16 protein-coding genes are annotated in these 17,504 nt (G+C 72.8%); 13 read left to right on the top strand and 3 right to left on the bottom strand.

Going from position 1 to position 17,504, the window contains the following annotated elements; translation table 11 throughout:
• The first annotated feature begins 289 nt into the window (after positions 1–289).
• From rpsB to LQ51_RS22370, 7 genes are all read left to right on the top strand, one after another.
• Entirely contained in the window at positions 290–1,156 is an 867-nt protein-coding gene (gene rpsB, locus LQ51_RS22340; RefSeq protein ID WP_046568768.1) for a 30S ribosomal protein S2, read from the top strand.
• A 136-nt stretch (positions 1,157–1,292) separates the two neighbouring features.
• Complete coding sequence (gene tsf / locus LQ51_RS22345) at positions 1,293–2,123, top strand: translation elongation factor Ts (RefSeq protein ID WP_046568771.1); 831 nt, start codon at positions 1,293–1,295, stop codon at positions 2,121–2,123.
• A 159-nt stretch (positions 2,124–2,282) separates the two neighbouring features.
• Positions 2,283–3,050, top strand: coding sequence for a UMP kinase (gene pyrH / locus LQ51_RS22350; RefSeq protein WP_046568773.1), 768 nt, complete (start codon positions 2,283–2,285; stop codon positions 3,048–3,050).
• 86 nt (positions 3,051–3,136) lie between these two features.
• Complete coding sequence (frr, locus tag LQ51_RS22355) at positions 3,137–3,694, top strand: ribosome recycling factor (RefSeq protein WP_046568775.1); 558 nt, start codon at positions 3,137–3,139, stop codon at positions 3,692–3,694.
• Between the two features lie 693 nt (positions 3,695–4,387).
• The gene (locus LQ51_RS34050) at positions 4,388–5,779 is read left to right on the top strand and encodes a phosphatidate cytidylyltransferase (protein WP_082159589.1); all 1,392 of its coding nucleotides are present in this window, start codon (positions 4,388–4,390) and stop codon (positions 5,777–5,779) included.
• Positions 5,780–5,883: 104 nt separating this feature from the next.
• A complete protein-coding gene (gene rlmN / locus LQ51_RS22365; RefSeq protein WP_046568779.1) occupies positions 5,884–7,029 on the top strand; it encodes a dual-specificity RNA methyltransferase RlmN in 1,146 nt (381 codons plus the stop codon).
• A 21-nt stretch (positions 7,030–7,050) separates the two neighbouring features.
• Positions 7,051–8,163, top strand: a complete 1,113-nt coding sequence (locus LQ51_RS22370; protein ID WP_046568783.1) for a DivIVA domain-containing protein — start codon at positions 7,051–7,053, stop codon at positions 8,161–8,163.
• Positions 8,164–8,238: 75 nt separating this feature from the next.
• Here the strand turns inward: LQ51_RS22370 and LQ51_RS22375 are convergent, their stop codons facing one another.
• Complete coding sequence (locus tag LQ51_RS22375) at positions 8,239–8,463, bottom strand: DUF2631 domain-containing protein (RefSeq protein ID WP_046568785.1); 225 nt, start codon at positions 8,461–8,463, stop codon at positions 8,239–8,241.
• A 238-nt stretch (positions 8,464–8,701) separates the two neighbouring features.
• On the opposite strand from LQ51_RS22375, the gene LQ51_RS22380 reads away from it, so the two are divergent.
• Positions 8,702–10,282, top strand: coding sequence for a Rieske 2Fe-2S domain-containing protein (locus LQ51_RS22380; protein ID WP_046568786.1), 1,581 nt, complete (start codon positions 8,702–8,704; stop codon positions 10,280–10,282).
• Positions 10,283–10,385: 103 nt separating this feature from the next.
• Positions 10,386–11,018 carry a TMEM175 family protein gene (locus tag LQ51_RS22385; RefSeq protein ID WP_046568816.1) on the top strand — a complete coding sequence of 211 codons (633 nt, stop codon included), beginning with the start codon at positions 10,386–10,388 and terminating at the stop codon, positions 11,016–11,018.
• 37 nt (positions 11,019–11,055) lie between these two features.
• On the opposite strand, the gene LQ51_RS22390 is transcribed toward LQ51_RS22385, so the two are convergent.
• A complete protein-coding gene (locus LQ51_RS22390; protein WP_046568817.1) occupies positions 11,056–12,657 on the bottom strand; it encodes a phytoene desaturase family protein in 1,602 nt (533 codons plus the stop codon).
• Between the two features lie 137 nt (positions 12,658–12,794).
• The gene (locus LQ51_RS22395; protein WP_046568788.1) at positions 12,795–13,637 is read right to left on the bottom strand and encodes a YhjD/YihY/BrkB family envelope integrity protein; all 843 of its coding nucleotides are present in this window, start codon (positions 13,635–13,637) and stop codon (positions 12,795–12,797) included.
• Between the two features lie 51 nt (positions 13,638–13,688).
• Here LQ51_RS22395 and LQ51_RS22400 point away from each other — a divergent pair, with 51 nt between their 5' ends.
• From LQ51_RS22400 to LQ51_RS22415, 4 genes are all read left to right on the top strand, one after another.
• A complete protein-coding gene (locus LQ51_RS22400) occupies positions 13,689–14,234 on the top strand; it encodes a GNAT family N-acetyltransferase (RefSeq protein WP_046568790.1) in 546 nt (181 codons plus the stop codon).
• A 119-nt stretch (positions 14,235–14,353) separates the two neighbouring features.
• Positions 14,354–14,998, top strand: coding sequence for a Uma2 family endonuclease (locus LQ51_RS31470; protein WP_052745031.1), 645 nt, complete (start codon positions 14,354–14,356; stop codon positions 14,996–14,998).
• Positions 14,999–15,041: 43 nt separating this feature from the next.
• On the top strand, positions 15,042–16,253 hold the full coding sequence (dxr, locus tag LQ51_RS22410) for a 1-deoxy-D-xylulose-5-phosphate reductoisomerase (protein ID WP_046568792.1): 1,212 nt from the start codon (positions 15,042–15,044) through the stop codon (positions 16,251–16,253).
• Positions 16,253–17,500, top strand: a complete 1,248-nt coding sequence (locus LQ51_RS22415) for a M50 family metallopeptidase (protein WP_046568793.1) — start codon at positions 16,253–16,255, stop codon at positions 17,498–17,500. Before dxr ends, LQ51_RS22415 begins: the two co-directional genes overlap by 1 nt.
• Positions 17,501–17,504: the final 4 nt, after the last annotated feature.

Genomic DNA, 17,504 nt, shown 5'->3' on the forward strand with positions numbered 1-17,504 from the left:
CGCCCGACCGCCGCCGGCGGTTCCCGTACCCCGGTGACCGGCCGGGCCCGACCGGTGGCCACCTCCGGCGGTTCCCGCACCCCGGGACCGGGGCCGCGGGAGAGCGCGTACACTGGTCGACTGGCGACCGCCTCGCGCGGTCGACCTCGCGTGCCCTCTCCACGGACCGCTCCGTGGGGCGACGGCCTCCCTGGTCCCGATCGTGTTCGGGTCCGTCATGGCCGCCGACCGGGCGCCAGGCGTCCGGCCGCCGGCCGGACGGGACAACCAGGGAAACTAGGAGTACCCCATGGCCGTCGTGACCATGCGTCAGCTGCTGGAGAGCGGTGTCCACTTCGGGCACCAGACCCGGCGCTGGAACCCGAAGATGAAGCGCTTCATCTTCACCGAGCGCAACGGTATCTACATCATCGACCTGCGCCAGACCCTCGACTACATCGAGAAGGCGTACGACTTCGTGCGCACCACGGTGGCCGGGGGCGGCAGCATCCTCTTCGTCGGCACCAAGAAGCAGGCCCAGGAGGCCATCGCCGAGCAGGCCACCCGGGTCGGTCAGCCGTACGTCAACCACCGTTGGCTCGGCGGCATGCTGACCAACTTCCAGACCGTGTACAAGCGGCTTCAGCGGATGAAGGAGCTGGAGGCCCTGGGTGACCTGAGCGGCACCGCCGCCGGTTACACCAAGAAGGAGACGCTCCAGCTCTCCCGCGAGAAGATCAAGCTGACGAAGACCCTCGGTGGCCTGCGCGACATGCAGAAGCTCCCGGCCGCGGTCTGGATCGTCGACACCAAGAAGGAGCACATCGCCGTCGACGAGGCCCGCAAGCTGGGCATCCCGGTGATCGCGGTGCTCGACACCAACTGCGACCCGGACGAGGTCGACTTCCCGATCCCGGGCAACGACGACGCGATCCGCTCGGCCGAGCTGCTGACCAAGGTCGTCGCGGCCGCCGTGGCCGACGGTCTGATCGCCCGCTCCGGCCGGGGCCGGGGCGGCGACGAGAAGCCGGAGCCGGGCCAGGTCGGCGCGGACGAGCCGCTGGCCGAGTGGGAGCGCGAGCTGCTCGAGGAGCCGAAGAAGGCCGACGAGCAGCCGGCGGCCGCCGCCGAGCAGCCCGCGACCGCCGAGCAGCCGGCGACCGCCGCCGCGGAGTGATCGCGCCGTCGCGTCCCCACTGTCCGAATTTCCGGCCGGTGGGGACGCGACGGGTACGCCGGGCACAACCGGCCCGGATCCGGGTAACCGGCAGCCAGACCATCCCACCGCAGTCTCAAACACCGAAGAGAGAGTCATGTCCAACTTCACCGCCGCGGACGTCAAGAAGCTCCGCGACCTCACCGGCGCCGGCATGATGGACTCCAAGAAGGCGCTGACCGAGGCGGAGGGCGACTTCGACAAGGCCATCGAGATCCTGCGCGTCAAGGGCGCCAAGGACGTCGGCAAGCGGGCCGGCCGCACGGCCGCCAACGGTCTGATCGCGCACTCCGGCACCTCGCTGCTGGAGCTCAACTGCGAGACCGACTTCGTGGCCAAGAACGACGCCTTCATCGCCCTGGCCCAGCAGCTGGTGGAGCACGGCGAGCGCAGCGGCGTGAGCACCGCCGAGGAGCTGCTCGCCAGCACCATCGACGGCAAGCCGGTCGCCGACCTGATCCAGGAGCAGTCCGCCAAGATCGGCGAGAAGCTGGTGCTCAACCGCTTCGCCCGGCTGGAGGGCGGCACCACCGCCGTCTACCTGCACCGCAAGAGCCAGGACCTGCCTCCGGCCGTCGGCGTGCTGGTGCAGTACGCCGGCAAGTCCGACGAGGCCGGCGACGCGGACGCCCGCGGCGTGGCGATGCAGATCGCCGCCATGCGGCCGAAGTACCTGACCCGCGACGAGGTACCGGCCGACGTGGTCGAGTCGGAGCGGCGCATCGCCGAGCAGACCGCCCGCGAGGAGAACAAGCCCGAGGCGGCGCTGCCGAAGATCGTCGAGGGCCGGGTCAACGCCTTCTTCAAGGACTTCGTCCTGCTGGAGCAGGCGTCGGTCGCCGACAACAAGAAGACGGTGAAGCAGCTGCTGGCCGACGCCGGCATCGAGGTCACCCGCTTCGTGCGGTTCGAGGTCGGTCAGGCCTGATCCGCCCGCCGGGCGCGGACGCGACCGGCGGCAGGGAAACGTCGACGAGGAGGCCGCCGGTGTACGTGACAGGCACCGCGGCCTCCTCGTCACATAGGGTCGGCAGCGGCAGTTACGCGGTACGGGCGCACGCGAGGTGCGCGACGGAAGGGGCGGCGGATGACGCAGGTTGTGAGTGACCGGAGCCTGGCGGTGGACGATCCGACCGCCCCACCGCCCGGACGGGCCCGCCGGGTGGTGCTGAAGCTCTCCGGTGAGGTCTTCGGCGGCGGCGCGATCGGCGTCGACCCGGACGTCGTGCAGGGCATCGCCCGGCAGATCGCCACCGTGGTGCGCCGTGGCGTGCAGGTCTCCGTGGTGGTCGGCGGGGGCAACTTCTTCCGCGGCGCCGAGCTGCAGAAGCGGGGCATGGACCGGGCCCGGGCCGACTACATGGGCATGCTCGGCACGGTGATGAACTGCCTGGCGCTGCAGGACTTCCTGGAGAAGGAAGGCATCGAGACCCGGGTGCAGAGCGCCATCACCATGGCCCAGGTCGCCGAGCCGTACATCCCGCTGCGGGCGATCCGGCACCTGGAGAAGGGCCGCGTGGTCATCTTCGGCGCGGGCGCCGGCATGCCGTACTTCTCCACCGACACGGTTGCCGCGCAGCGGGCGCTGGAGATCCACGCCGACGTGGTGCTGATGAGCAAGAACGGCGTGGACGCGGTCTACACCGCCGACCCGCGGATCGACCCGACGGCGAGCAAGCTCGACTCGATCACCTTCTCCGAGGTGCTGCGCCGCAACCTGCGGGTGGCCGACGCCGCGGCGTTCAGCCTCTGCATGGAGAACGGCCTGCCGATGCTGGTCTTCGGCGCGCAGGGCGACGACACGATCGTCCGTGCCGTCGGCGGTGAGAAGATCGGCACGCTGATCACCGCCTGAACGGCCCGGTCGAGCCGGCAGCGGTCCTCCGACAGCACAGCAGCAGTACAGCCCACCACGAGCTACAGAAGGAGGCGAGGAGACCGGTGATCGACGACACCCTCCTCGAGGCCGAGGAGAAGATGGAGCGTGCCATCGAGCACGCCAAGGAGGAGTTCGGCGGGATCCGTACCGGTCGCGCCAATGCCGCCATGTTCTCCCGGATCGTGATCGACTACTACGGCAGCCCGACCCCGCTGCCCCAGATGGCCTCCATCGGCGTTCCCGAGCCGCGCATGGTGATCATCAAGCCGTACGACAACTCGCAGCTCGGCGCCATGGAAAAGGCCATCCGCGACTCGGACCTCGGGGTCAACCCGAACAACGAGGGCAACCAGCTGCGCATCCTGTTCCCGCAGATGACCGAGGAGCGGCGGCGCGAAATGATCAAGGTCGCCCGGCACAAGGGCGAGGAGGCCAAGGTCGCCGTCCGCAACATCCGGCGCCGGGGCAAGGAAGAGCTGGACCGTCTGGTCAAGGACGGCGAGGTCGGCGAGGACGAGGGCCGGCGCGCCGAGAAGGACCTGGACGACCTGACCCAGCGCTACGTCGCCACGGTCGACGAGTTGGTCAAGCACAAGGAGAGCGAGCTGCTCGAGGTCTGAGCGCTCGTACCCACGCGGACGGCACCGGTGTGCCGCCGCCCCGACGACGACTTCGGGCCCGGTCTCGGCGCCCCCTGCGGCTCTTGCCGGACGGGGTCGACCGGGCCGCCGGGAGCCGGCGCCCTCGGGGCGGCGGCCCCGGTGCCGCCGTCGTGGTGGGTGATCGTCCGCCGTGCCGGCTCACCGGGTGCAGTAGGCTCGGCACGATTCCCGGCCACCACCGGATGAACGGCGGGAATCGGCCGGCCGTCGGGCCGGTCAACCGGAGCAGTCGCGCCTGTAGGGGATGGTTTTGGTCTTGCGTCATGTGGCGGCACTCGCAGCGCGTACCGGTGCGTGATGTCCCACCCCGACCCCTACGGCACGGCCGAGCCGGGCGGCTGGGACCGCCCCGAGCGCCCGGCGGGGCTGCCCTGGCCCGACACCAGTCTTGAGCCGGGCCCCTGGCACCGGCCCGGCGCGCCGGAGGTCCACACCGAGCCGCGGACCCGTCCGGGCGCCGATCCGTACGCCCGGCCCCACCCGGACGGCGGGTTCGACACGCCGCGCGGCGGCCGCCCTCGGGACGGCGGACCCGGCTACGGCGGCGGACCCGGCGCCCCGCCCGGCTACGGTGCGGAACCCGGCTACGGCGGCGGACCCGGCGTTCCGCCCGGCTTCGGTGCGGAACCCGGCTACCGGCCCGACCACCCGATGCGTTTCGCCGACCCGGCCCGCGACGGCGACCCGGCCGACGACCGCCGCTACCGCAGCGAAGACTTGGTTGACGACCGCCGCTACCGCGACGGGGGTCCCGGCTCCGGAGGCCCGGACCCGCGCGGCCGGCGCCAGGACGGCGGGCCGTACGCGACGGCCTACGACCGGCCCGGGGAACCTGGCTACGACCGGCCCGGGGAGCGTGGCTATGACCGGCCCGGGGAGCGTGGCTACGACCGGCCCGGGGAACCCGGCTACGACCGGCCCGGGGAACCTGGCTACGACCGGCCGGGGGAGCGTGGCTACGACGGATCGGGCGGCCCCGGACATGACGATCCCCGGGACCGGCCCTACGACCGGCCGGTCCGCGACGACGCCCCGCCTGACCGGGGCGGACCCGATCGGTGGCGCCCGGAAGGGCCGGGCGAGGACTATCCGACGGCCCAGCTCGCGCCGGTGCGCGACGAGCCGATCGCCGCGCCGCCGGCGGCCGGGGACGTGCCGGCGGGTCGCCGGACGCGGGGCCGGCGCCGGGCCTCGGCCGACCGACCGCCGACCACCCAGCCGGCGACCGGCCGGGCCGGGCGTAACCTGCCCGCCGCGATCGGGGTGGGGCTGGCCCTCGGCGCGGCGATCGTGGTCCCCCTCTTCTTCTACCTGCCGGCGTTCCTGGCGGTGATCGCCGCCGCGGTGGGGATCGGCATCTGGGAGATGGCCCGCGCGGTGCGGCGCGCCGGCGCCCACCCGCCGCTGGTGCCGCTGATCGCCGGCGGCGTGCTCACCATCGCGCTGGCCTGGTTCGCCGGGCCCGACGCGCTCAGCCTCGGCCTGCTGGTCACCGTGCTCGGCACGATGATCTGGCGGCTCGGCGACGGCCCGGGCAACTACCAACGCGACCTCACCGCGGCCACCCTGATCGCGGTCTACGTGCCCTTCCTCGGCGGCTTCGCGGCGATGCTGGCCGCCGCGCCGGACGACGGGCACCTGCGGGTGCTGGCCACCCTGGTCGCCGTGGTGCTCTCCGACACCGGCGGCTACGCGGCGGGCGTGGCCTTCGGCAAGCACCCGATGGCCCCGACGATCAGCCCGAAGAAGTCCTGGGAGGGCTTCGCCGGCTCGGTCACCGCGGCGGCGGCGGGCAGCGCCCTGCTGCTCTGGCTGCTGCTCGACGTGGCCCCCTGGTGGGGTGCCGTGTTCGGGCTGGCGATCGCCGGCGCGGCCGTCCTCGGCGACCTGGCCGAGTCGATGATCAAGCGGGACCTCGGGGTCAAGGACATGAGCAACCTGCTGCCCGGGCACGGCGGGCTGATGGACCGGCTCGACTCGATCCTGTTCGCGGTGCCGACGGCGTACCTGCTGCTGGCGGTCCTCGTGCCGATGGCGGGCTGAGGCGTGAATCACGCGGGCGGGAGCGCCTCCCTCGGCCGGTCGGGGCCGATTCAGGACCCACGGACGGGTGCGTCCCGCTTCCGGCGTGTCAGACTGGACGCGCCATGACGAGCCTCCCCCTGATTTCCGTGGACCCCGACGCCCGTGGTCGCCGCCCGGCGATGCCGCCCCGTCACCTCGCCGACCTGGACCTGCCGGGCCGGCAGTCCCTCGTCACCGAGCTGGGGGAGCCGGCGTTCCGCGCCAAGCAGATCTCCAACCACTACTTCGGCCGGCTGGTCCGGGACCCGGAGCGGATGACGGACCTGCCCGCCGCGTCCCGGGAGCGGCTGGCCGGCGCCCTGCTGCCCGCCCTGCTGACCCCGGTCCGCGAGCTGGCCTGCGACGACGGCGCGACCCGCAAGGCACTCTGGCGGCTGCACGACGGCTCGCTGGTGGAGAGCGTGCTGATGGGCTACCCGGACCGGGTCACCGTCTGCATCTCCAGTCAGGCCGGCTGCGGCATGGCCTGCCCGTTCTGCGCCACCGGCCAGGCCGGGCTGACCCGCAACCTGTCCACCGCGGAGATCGTCGACCAGGCGGTCTACCTGGCCGGGGTGGCCGCCTCCGGGGCGGTCGCCGGCTCGCCGCCGCGCCTGTCGCACGTGGTGTTCATGGGCATGGGCGAGCCGCTGGCCAACTACTCGCGGGTGGTGGCGGCGATCCGCCGGCTGGTCGCGCCGGCCCCGGAGGGGCTCGGCCTGTCCCAGCGGCACATCACCGTCTCCACGGTCGGTCTGGTGCCGGCCATCCGCCGACTGGCCAGCGAAGACCTCTCAGTGACCCTTGCGTTGTCGCTGCACGCCCCCGATGATGAGCTGCGCGACGAACTCGTCCCGGTCAACCAGCGCTGGAAGGTGTCCGAGGTGCTGGATGCGGCGTGGGACTACGCGGCCACGACGGGGCGTCGCGTGTCGATCGAGTACGCGATGATCAAGGACGTGAACGACCAGCCGTGGAGAGCCGATCTGCTCGGGCGGCTGTTGGCCGGCAAGTTGGCCCACGTGAACCTCATCCCGCTCAACCCGACTCCGGGCAGCCGCTGGGACGCCAGCCCGAAGCCGGTCGAGCGGGAGTTCGTCCGGCGGTTGCGCGACGCCGGGGTGTCGACCACGGTGCGGGACACCCGGGGGCGCGAGATCGACGGCGCGTGTGGCCAGCTCGCCGCCGCCGAGGACAGCGACACCGACCCCCGCACCGCGACGGCGTAGCGGTAGAGACCAGGAGACATAGTGGCGAGTCAGGGTCAGCGTTTCCGGCGTAAGGCGCTCCGCCGGGGATACAAGGTCGACGAGGTCGACGCCTTCCTGGACCGGGTGGAGGCGACACTCGCCGGTCAGCCGGTCGGCGCGCCCGTGGCCTCCCAGGAGGTCCACGACGTCGTCTTCCGGGTCCGGTTCAACGGCTACGACGAGTGGCAGGTCGATCTGCACCTCGACCGGGTCGAGCGGCAGCTCGCCGAGCTGGAGGAGCGTGGCGCCGGACCCGGCGGGCGTGGCGGCGACCCGCGGCTCGCCGACCGGATGGGCCCGCCGATGCGCGACGACCGTGGCCTGTCGCCGGTGCCGCAGCCCCCGATGCCGCCCCGGCAGATGCCCGCCCAGGCCGGCCCGCCCGACCGGTACGGCAACCGCTACGACGAGCCCACCGGCGCCTTCGCCGGTGGTTACGACGCCCCACGCGGCGGTTACGACGCGCCTCGCGGCCCCGGTGGTCCCGGCCCGATGGGCCCGGGTGGTCCCGGTCCGATGGGCCCGGGCGGTCCCGGCCCGATGGGGCACGGCGGGCCGCCCCCGCGCGGCCTGCCGCCGGGCCCGGCCGGCTACGGCCCGGAGGAGCGGTTCGACGGGTTCGAGGCCGGCCGGCACGGGCGCGCCGACATGACCGCCGAGATCCGGATGCCCGAGCGGGAGCGGGACCTGCGTGACCCGCGTGGCCGCGGCCCGGCCGGTCCGCCGCCGCTGCCGCAGCAGGGCTTCGGGCCGGATCAGGGCTACGGCCCCGGCCCGGGGATGCCGCCCGGCCCGCCGCCGGTGGCCGGTCCGCCGATGGTCGGACCGCCGATGGTGGGACCGCCGATGGCCGGCCCGCCCGGCAGCGACCTCTACCGGGTCGACCAGATCCGGCGCAGCTTCCAGGTGCGCCGCTTCGGCAGCGGGTACGACCCGGACCAGGTGGACCGGTTCTTCGAGACGCTGCTCGGCGGCATGCAGGGCCGCAACCCGATGCCGGTGAACCCCAAGGACCTGGACACGCTGCGGTTCGGGCTGGTGCCCGGCGGCTACTTCGAGGCCGAGGTCGACGCCGCGCTCAAGGACGTGCAGGACATCCTGCTGGGCCGCTGAGGCCGCCACGCACAACGAGGGCCCGCCCCCAGCCGGGGGCGGGCCCTCGCGCGTACGCTCCGGCGACCGCCGGGGTCAGGAACGCAGGCCGTTGCGGCGCAGCACCGCGTCGCCGATCACGATGGCCAGCAGCAGCACGGCGATCCCGATCAGCCAGATGTCCTCGACCCTGCCCTCGTGGTTGCCGCAGAACGCCATGATCACCAAAACCACCGCCGACAGCACCGCCCCGATCCGTCCGGACCTGCGGTGTCCGGGCTTGTGCTGATCTGGCGCGGTTACCGGCTCGCTTCCTGCCACTGTCGGTCCTTCCCTCGCGATCGGATCTCCGGTTAGTCTGGCACGCCCCGAAGCGGGCCCGGTGCGGGGTCCGCCCTGATCGGCGTACCCCGCTCGGGTGACCACGGCGACCGGGACCGGGCCGTTGGTCCCGTCGCCGACCGGGCGGAACGGCACTACCGGCGTCGCGGGACGGTGAGCACACTGCCTCCGGTAGCGTCTTGACGTACGCCTGATTGCCTTTTTGAGGGGGACTACGGTGCGAGTGACCGGTACGGGGCATGCCAGCATGCGGATCGACACGGCCGCGGGCAGCATCCTGTGCGACCCGTGGGTCAATCCCGCCTACTTCGCCTCCTGGTTCCCCTTCCCCGACAATTCGCTGCTGGACTGGGAGACCCTGGGCCAGGTCGACTACCTGTACGTGTCGCACCTGCACCGGGACCACTTCGACGCGAAGCACCTGCGGGACTTCGTCAGCAAGGACGCGACGGTCCTGCTTCCCGAGTTCCCCACCTCGGAGATGGAGGACGAGTTCCGGGAGCTGGGCTTCACGAAGTTCCTCAAGGCCCCGAACGAGCAGGTCGTGGAGCTGCCCGGCGGCCTGAAGATCATGATCCAGGCGCTGACCAGCCCGACCGACGGCCCGATCGGCGACTCCTCGCTCTGGGTCGAGTACGACGGGGTGCGGCTGCTCAACCAGAACGACGCCCGCCCGACCGACCTGAGCGTCTTCGCCGAGCTGGGCCACGTGCACGCGCACATGCTGCAGTTCTCCGGCGCCATCTGGTACCCGATGGTCTACGAGCTGCCGCAGGCGGCGAAGACCGCGTTCGGCAAGCAGAAGCGCGACCGGCAGTTCGACCGCACCTGGCGCTACATCGACGACCTGAAGGCCGACAGCGTCTTCCCGATCGCCGGCCCGCCGTGCTTCCTCGACGACAGTCTCTGGCAGTTCAACGACATCTTCGGCGACGAGGGGAACATCTTCCCCGACCAGTCGGTCTTCCTGGCCGAGTACGCCAAGGTCGGCGGCACCAACGGCATCGTGCTGCTGCCGGGCAGCGTCGCGGAGGTCACCACCGGGGGCACCACCACCACCCACCCGGTGCCGGTGGAGGAGTTCTTCGCCAACAAGGTGGCCCACCTGGAGGAGATGCGGGAGCGGAAGCGCCCGATCATCGAGGCCGAGAAGGCGTCCTGGCGGCACCCCGAGGTCGACGTGCTCGGCGAGATGAAGCGCCGCATCGAGCCGCTGCTCGACGAGTCGATCTACCTGGCCAAGGGGGTCGGCGGTCCGGTCCGCTTCGACCTGGTCGGCTACGACGGTGCCGAGGTTGAATCGATCGTGGTGGACTTCCCGGGCAAGGAGGTCCGGCCGTACGCGGACGAGAAGGTCCGCTACCGGTTCCGTACCGAGCGGGCGCTGATCGAGCATCTGCTGCACATCGGCGAGGTGGACTGGGTCAACTCGCTCTTCCTGTCCTGCCGGTTCTCGGCGGCCCGGATCGGCCAGTACAACGAGTTCGTCTACGCCTTCTTCAAGTGCCTCTCCGAGGAACGCCTGCAGTACGCCGAGGGCTGGTACGACGAGCACGAGCGGGCCGTCGACGCCGAGGACATCACCCTGGACGGCTGGGTGGTGCAGCGCCGCTGCCCGCACCTGAAGGCCGACCTGAGCCGGTTCGGCATCGTCGACGGCGACCAGCTCACCTGCCAGCTGCACGGCTGGCGGTTCGACCTGGCCAGCGGGCGCTGCCTGACCAGCGTCGGCCACAAGATCCGCGCGCACCGGGCCGACGCGGAGACCCCGGCACCGGCCGGGGAGGCGCTGAGCTAGTTTCCCCGCGCCCGCCGCCCCCGCCGGGTCACCATCACAGTCGGAAGGGGGCGGCGTGGCCGAGGCGGGGGAGCGGGAGTACCGGTACCGGCGCGACCGGGAGATGGCCCGGGACGCCTCCCGGGTGGAGACGTTCAGCGACGGCGTCTTCGGGGTCGTGCTGACGGTGATGGCGGTCGAGCTGTTGCAGAACGGCCCGGCCCGCGATCCCGGGCGGGAATTGCCCGAAGCGCTCGCGCACGCCTGGCCGACCTACCTGGCGTACGTGATCACCTTCGGGATCGGTGGCCAGATCTGGCTCGGCCACCACAACATGTGGCGCTACGTGGTCCGGGTGGACCAGGTGCTGCTGGTGTTCAACCTGCTCCTGCTGCTCGTGGTGGCCACCATCCCGTTCACCGCCGACCTGCTCGCGGACAACCTGCGCGGCAGCCCGACCGAGCAGCGGCTGACCGCCGCCCTCTACGCCGGCACCGTGCTCGGCGAGTCGCTCTTCTTCAACCTGAGCTGGTGGTGGGCCCGGCGGCGCCGGCTGCTCCATCCCGACCTGGATCCCCGGCTGGCCGGGGCGGTGGCCCGGCGGCTGCGGCTGCGCCCGCTGCTGTATCTGGTCGCCTTCGCCTTCGTCTTCGTCGACCCGATCCTCAGCCTCCTGCTCTACCTGCTGCTGGTCGGCCTCTCCCTGGTCCGCCGCCCCGGCGACCTGCCCCGCGAAGCCGCCGCGCCGGCCGGGTGACCGGCGCCGGCTGCCACCCGCCCAGTCGCTGCGCTCGTCAACGGCCGAGGTCGGCGAGGATCCGCTGGGCGGCGTTGTGGCCGGCCGCGCCGATCACGCTGCCGGCCGGGTGGCAGCCGGCGCTGCCGGCGTACACGCCGTCGACCCCGGTCGCGTACGGCATCCGGTCGGTGAACGAGACGGTGTTGTCGACGTGGTGGATGTGCCCGCCGGTGATCCCGAAGTGCGCCTCGATGCCGGGCGGGGGCAGCGGCACCGCGTCGGCGATCAGGTCGGCGGTGCCCGGGGCGTACCGCTCGCAGATCGCCACCAGCCGCTCGACGTAGCCGGGCAGCGCCGCGTCCCAGCTGGTGCCGGCCAGCTCGTACGGCACGGACTGCACGAACAACGCCGACGAGTGGTGCCCGGCGTCGTCGCGCAGCGACGGGTCGACGGTGGTGTGCAGGTACCACTCGATGGTCGGTTCGGCCGGCAGCCGGCCGGCCCGCACGTCCGCCCACATGGCGCGCAGCGCGGTCATCGGCGATTCGCCGCCCGCGCCGACCAGTGACGCAGCGCCGGGCAGCAGGTGGATGGTGGAGCCGAACGGGCTCGGCGCGTCCGCCGGCAGGCAGGAGAAGCGGGGCAGCCCGGTGAGCGCCAGGTTGAGCTTGAGCGTGGTGCCGGGGCGGCGGACCGCCGCCATCCGCGCGCCCAGCTCCGCCGGGAGCGCGCCGTCGGGCAGCAGCGCCATCAGCCGGTACGGGTCGCACGCGCCGAGCACCACCTCGGCGGTGATCTGGCGCCCGTCGGCGAGCACCACCCCGCTGGCCGCGCCGCCGTCCAGGGTGATGGCGGTGACCGGCGTGCCGGCGTGCACGCGGGCGCCCGCGGCGCGGGCCGCCTCGGCGAACGTCCGGGAGACGGTGCCCATGCCGCCCTGCGCGATCATCCAGGTGCCGCCCGAGCCGGGCAGCCGGCACATGTTGTGCACCAGGAAGTTGTGCCCGGTGCCGGGGTCGTCCGGGCCGGCGTTCAGGCCGGACAGGCCGTCGGTGACCGCGTACATGCTGACCAGCAGCTCGGACTGGAAGTCGAATCGGGCCAGGTAGTCGGCGACGGAGCCGCGCACCAGGTCGACGAAGACCTGGCGCAGGGCGGGCCGGACGTACCGCTCGGCGGTCTCCTCGACCGGCAGCGGCTCGGCCAGCCAGGCCGGGGCCAGGTCCGCGCGGAGCTGGGCGAGTTCGGCCTGGAGCGCGTCGTCGGCGGCCGCGTCGGCGGGGGAGAACATCTCCGCGACCTGCCGGCGGCTGGCCGCGGCGTCGCTGCCGAAGAGCAGGTACGGCGAGCCGGGCCCGCCCGGGGTGGGCAGGAAGTAGTGCGGGTCGCGGCGCAGCACCGGGATCCGCACGTCGAGCGTGGCCAGCAGCTCCGGCGGCATCAGCCCGAGCAGGTACGAGCCGGTGGAGTGCCGCAGCCCGGGCACCTTGGGGAACGGCGTCTCGGTGCGGGTGGCGCCGCCGATCACCTCGGCCGCCTCCAGCACCAGCACGTCCAGCCCGGCGCGGGCCAGCAGGATCGCCGAGACCAGGCCGTTGTGCCCGGCGCCGACCACCACGACGTCGGCGCGGGTCGGCAGCTCACTCGCGTCACTCATGCGACCGGAGCCTAGTGCCGGCCGGTCGCGGGCGGGAGGGTTCGCGGCGGGACGCCAGCTCCGTCCGCCCGCGCACCGGCCCCGGATCCGGCCGGCGTCACCGGCGGCGGGGCGGTGCCGGCGTTGCGTGACCGCGGTCAGGCGCGGGCCGCCACCCGGGTGGCCCGCCATCGGCTCGCCGCCAGCGTGGCCGAGTAGCCGGACAGCACGATCACGTGGAACAGGTAGAGCCAGAGCAGCACCGCCACCCCGCCGCCGATCTCGTCGAAGCCGCCGAACGGCGCGCCGAGGTCCAGCGGCAGCGAGCAGAACAGCACGAAGCCGTGCAGGAAGCCGGAGAGGTTCGCCGCGGTGAACGAGCCCAGGACCACGGTGACCAGCCAGTCGGGGGAGGCCGGTCCGACCACCCGGAACACCCACACCAGCACCGGTGTGAGCACCAGCCACACGGCCAGGAACGACAGCACCACGCCGAGCGCGCCGGACCAGCCGCCCTGCCGTACCAGCCGGGTGGTCAGCGGCAGCGCCAGCAGGATCGACAGCAGCAGCGCCGGGGCCGGCGCGAGCAGCGGCAGCAGCAGCAGGCGGCCCCGCCAGCCGACCAGCGCGCCCGACTCGGCGCGTGGCTCGGCCACCGAGACGAAGGCGCGGCGCAGCCCCTCGCCGTAGAGCGAGGCCGGCAGCAGCGAGGCCAGTGCCAGCCACGGGGTCAGCCCGAGCCCGGCCTCGACGAGCGCGGCCACCGCCCGGTGCACGCCGATCTCGGTGGGCAGCGTGTCGACCGCGTACCCGGTCAGCCGGCGTACCCGGTCCGCGCCGGCGAGCAGCCCGGTGAGCCAGATCGCCAGCAGCGCCACCGGCACCACGGCGATCCCGCCGTAGAAGGTGATCGCGGCGGCGTGCAGGGACAGGTCCCGGCCGCGGACCGGCCGGAACGCGGTAGCCGTGATCCGCTTCGCTCGATCCCACCCGTCGCCCATCGCGCTCTCGTTCCCCGTACGGCCGTGCGCCACGCATTACGATCCGGCGGCATGACGATCGCCACGACCGAGCGGCTGGTCCTGCGGGACTGGACCGAGTCGCCCGAGGACCTGGCCCGGATCTACGACATCTACTCCCGGGAGGAGGTGATGCGCTGGCTGGGCGGCGGTGCGGGGCGGATGACCGACCCGGCGCAGGCGCGGGAGCGGGTGGACCGGTGGCGCGAGCGCTACGGGCCGTACGCGGGCCGCTGGGGGATCTGGGCGATCGCGCCGCGCGACGCCGACCGGGTGGCCGGCAGCGTCCTGCTCAAGCCGCTGCCGGGGCGCGACGGGGTGACCCCGACCGACGACATCGAGGTCGGCTGGCACCTGCACCCCGACTCGCAGGGCCACGGCTACGCCACCGAGGCGGCCCGGGCCGTGCTGGCGCGCGAGTTCGCCACTGGCACCCCGCAGGTGTACGCGGTGGTGATGGCCGGCAACGAACCGTCGATGGCGGTGGCCCGCCGGCTCGGCATGACCCACCTGGGCGTCCGGACCGACTGGTACGGCGGCGCCGAGCTGGAGACCTTCGTCCTGCGCCGCCCGGCCTGACCGCCCGGTCCGCCAGGAGAAGGGGCGTCGGCGACGGACAGCGTGTGCGAGGCCGGTTCGTCGGGGCTGCGCGGCTAGGGTGGGCGATAGCACGATGTTCCGCTGAGGGGGTGAGCCGGATGGCCCAGGCCGCATTCGCGCCCGAGCCGGCACCGCAGCCCGCCGAGCCGTCGTTCGACGTGCTCCGCTGGCACGACGAGCCGTGGACCGCGCAGCTCGCTCTCGATCTCCTACCGGAGACCAACGGCCCCAAGGTCGAGGTCCTGAGCGGAAGCGTGATCGTGACACCACATGCCGGAATCGACCACCAGTCGGTGGAACGGGAACTGCCTTATCTGCTGCACCGGGCTGCCCGCCGCGCCGGTCTCTGGGTCTATCCGGAGATCAACCTGATCTGCGGGAAGGACCTGTTCATCCCCGACATCGCAGTGCTGCGCACGTCGGGTGGTGGTCGCTCGGCGGTGGACGTCAGTCAGGCGGTCCTGCTCGGAGAGATCGTGTCGCCGGGTAACCGGCGTAAGGACGTGATCGACCGGCCGCGCCAGTACGCGGCCGCCGGTGTGCCCTACTTCCTCCGCGTCGACCTGCGCAACCGGGTACCGGCGTTGGCGCTGTACGAGCTGGCGGAGGGGGAGTACCGTCCGCTCGCCGCGGCGGCGGCCGGTAGCGCCTTCGTGATGCGGCAGCCGTTCGCGTTCACCATCGACCCGGCCGAACTGCTGGACGAGGAGGCGCCGGCGGAGGAGCCGGACGGCGGGGAGTGAGGCTCCCGGCGGGCGTCCGGCGGCGCTGGGGAAGAATGGCCGGGTGAGCACTCCCCGCACCCTCGTCCTGCTGGGCTCGACCGGCTCGATCGGGACCCAGGCCATCGACATCGTCAAGCGCAACCCGGACCGCTTCCGGGTGGTCGCCCTCGGCGCCGGTGGCGGCAACGTGGAGCTGCTCGCCGCGCAGGCGCTGGAACTGGGCGTCGAGGCGGTGGGGGTGGCGAAGGCGTCCGCCGCGCAGGACCTCCAGCTGGCCTTCTACGCCGAGGCGAGCCGGCGCGGCTGGGCCACCGGCGACTTCAAGCTGCCCAAGATCGTGGCCGGGCCGGACGCCATGGCCGAGCTGGCGCAGTGGCCGTGCGACGTCGTGCTCAACGGCGTGGTCGGCTCGCTGGGCCTGCCGCCGACGCTGGCCGCGCTGCGCGCCGGGCGTACCGTCGCGCTGGCCAACAAGGAGTCGCTGGTGGCCGGCGGCCCGCTGGTCAAGGCGGCCCTGACGCGGCCGGGGCAGCTCGTCCCGGTCGACAGCGAGCACACCGCGATGGCGCAGTGCCTGCGCTCCGGCGCCCGCTCCGAGGTCCGCCGGCTGGTCGTGACCGCCAGCGGCGGCCCGTTCCGGGGCCGCCGGCGCGACGAGTTGACCGAGGTGACCCCGGAACAGGCGCTGGCCCACCCGACCTGGAACATGGGCCCGGTGGTCACGATCAACTCCGCGACCATGGTCAACAAGGCCCTCGAGGTGATCGAGGCACACGAGCTGTTCGACGTGCCCTACGCCGACATCGAGGTGATGATCCACCCCACCTCCGTGATCCACTCGATGGTCGAGTTCGTCGACGGCTCCACGATCGCCCAGGCCAGTCCGCCGGACATGCGGCTGCCCATCGCGGTCGCGCTGGGCTGGCCGGACCGGGTGCCGGGGGCCGCCGCCGCGGTGGACTGGACGACGGCGCACACCTGGGAGTTCTTCCCGCTCGACGACGCCGCGTTCCCGGCCGTCGCGCTGGCCAAGGCGGCCGGCGAGGCCGGGCGGTGCCGGCCGGCGATCTACAACGCGGCCAACGAGGAGTGCGTGGCGGCGTTCGTGGCCGGGCGGCTGCCCTTCCTCGGCATCGTCGACACCCTCGATCGGGTGTTGGAGGACGCTCCGGACTTCGACGAACCAGGTACCGTCGAGGACGTGCTCGCCGCCGAGGCGTGGGCACGCGCGCGCGCCCAGGCGATCATCGCCGGGTCGGTGGAAGGAGCCTGATGGTTTACCTGCTCGGGGTGGTGCTCTTCGCCCTGGCGATCCTCATCTCGGTGAGCCTGCACGAGGCGGGGCACATGCTCACCGCGAAGGCCTTCGGGATGAAGGTCACCCGATACTTCGTCGGCTTCGGCCCGACGCTCTGGTCGTTCCGCCGGGGCGAGACCGAGTACGGCGTCAAGGGCATCCCGCTCGGCGGCTTCTGCAAGATCGTCGGGATGACCCCGCAGGACGACGACGTCGAACCGGGGGACGAGAAGCGCGCCATGTGGCGCTACCCGGTGTGGAAGCGGACGATCGTGATGTCCGCCGGGTCCATCACCCACTTCGCCCTCGCCCTCGGCGCGCTCTGGATCATGGCGGTCTCCGTGGGGCTGCCCAACCCGAAGGCCCCGACCACCGCGGAGGGCCTCAAGGCCGAGCCCGCCGTGATCGCCCTAGCCCCGTGCGTGGTGGTGGAGAACGTCAACCGCAACTGCCAGGCCGGCGACCCGGCCAGCCCGGCCGCGAAGGCCCAGCTGCGGGACGGCGACCGGATCACCGCCGTGAACGGCAAGCCGGTCTCCACCTGGGGCGACATGCTCGACGTGGTCCGCGCCGTCCCGCCGGGCACGGCCACCATCAGCTACCTCCGCGACGGCCAGCCGGCCACCGCCACGGTCGACCTGGCCGCGGTGCAGCGCCCGCCGTTGAACGACCCGAAGGGCGCCACCTCCGCCGTCTCCGCGCTCGGCGTCATGGTCCAGCCCACCACGCCGAGCCGGATCGAGTACGGTCCGGTCGCCGCGTTCGGCGCCACCGCCGACTTCACCGGCAACATGGCCGTGCAGACCGCGCACGCCATGCAGCGGATCCCGCAGAAGGTGCCCGCCCTGTGGACCGCGGTCACCGGCGGCGAGCGCGACATGGACACCCCGATCAGCGTGGTCGGCGCCAGCCGGCTCGGCGGCGAGTTCGTGGCGAACGAGGCCTGGTACGCGTTCTTCATGCTCTTCGTCTCGCTGAACTTCTTCATCGGCGTGTTCAACCTGCTACCGCTGCTGCCGCTGGACGGTGGCCACATCGCCATCGCCTGGTTCGAGCGGGCCCGCTCCTGGCTGTACGCGCGCATCGGCCGCGCCGACCCGGGCCGGGTGGACTACCTCAAGCTCATGCCCCTCACGTACGCGGTGATCCTGATCGGTGGCGCGTTCACGCTGCTGACCGTCACCGCGGACGTCGTCAACCCGATCACGCTCTTCACAAGGTGAGTGC

The sequence above is a fragment of the Micromonospora sp. HK10 genome, from assembly GCF_000982955.1.
Lineage (GTDB): Bacteria > Actinomycetota > Actinomycetes > Mycobacteriales > Micromonosporaceae > Micromonospora.

What these genes read in the sequence shown, in the direction of transcription:
- rpsB (WP_046568768.1), top strand. Translation starts at nt 290, where the DNA reads ATGGCCGTCGTGACCATGCGTCAGCTGCTGGAGAGCGGTGTCCACTTC.
- tsf (WP_046568771.1), top strand. Translation starts at nt 1,293, where the DNA reads ATGTCCAACTTCACCGCCGCGGACGTCAAGAAGCTCCGCGACCTCACC.
- pyrH (WP_046568773.1), top strand. Translation starts at nt 2,283, where the DNA reads ATGACGCAGGTTGTGAGTGACCGGAGCCTGGCGGTGGACGATCCGACC.
- LQ51_RS34050 (WP_082159589.1), top strand. Translation starts at nt 4,388, where the DNA reads ATGCGTTTCGCCGACCCGGCCCGCGACGGCGACCCGGCCGACGACCGC.
- rlmN (WP_046568779.1), top strand. Translation starts at nt 5,884, where the DNA reads ATGACGAGCCTCCCCCTGATTTCCGTGGACCCCGACGCCCGTGGTCGC.
- LQ51_RS22385 (WP_046568816.1), top strand. Translation starts at nt 10,386, where the DNA reads ATGGCCCGGGACGCCTCCCGGGTGGAGACGTTCAGCGACGGCGTCTTC.
- LQ51_RS22390 (WP_046568817.1), bottom strand. Translation starts at nt 12,657, where the DNA reads ATGAGTGACGCGAGTGAGCTGCCGACCCGCGCCGACGTCGTGGTGGTC.
- LQ51_RS22395 (WP_046568788.1), bottom strand. Translation starts at nt 13,637, where the DNA reads ATGGGCGACGGGTGGGATCGAGCGAAGCGGATCACGGCTACCGCGTTC.
- LQ51_RS22400 (WP_046568790.1), top strand. Translation starts at nt 13,689, where the DNA reads ATGACGATCGCCACGACCGAGCGGCTGGTCCTGCGGGACTGGACCGAG.
- LQ51_RS31470 (WP_052745031.1), top strand. Translation starts at nt 14,354, where the DNA reads ATGGCCCAGGCCGCATTCGCGCCCGAGCCGGCACCGCAGCCCGCCGAG.
- LQ51_RS22415 (WP_046568793.1), top strand. Translation starts at nt 16,253, where the DNA reads ATGGTTTACCTGCTCGGGGTGGTGCTCTTCGCCCTGGCGATCCTCATC.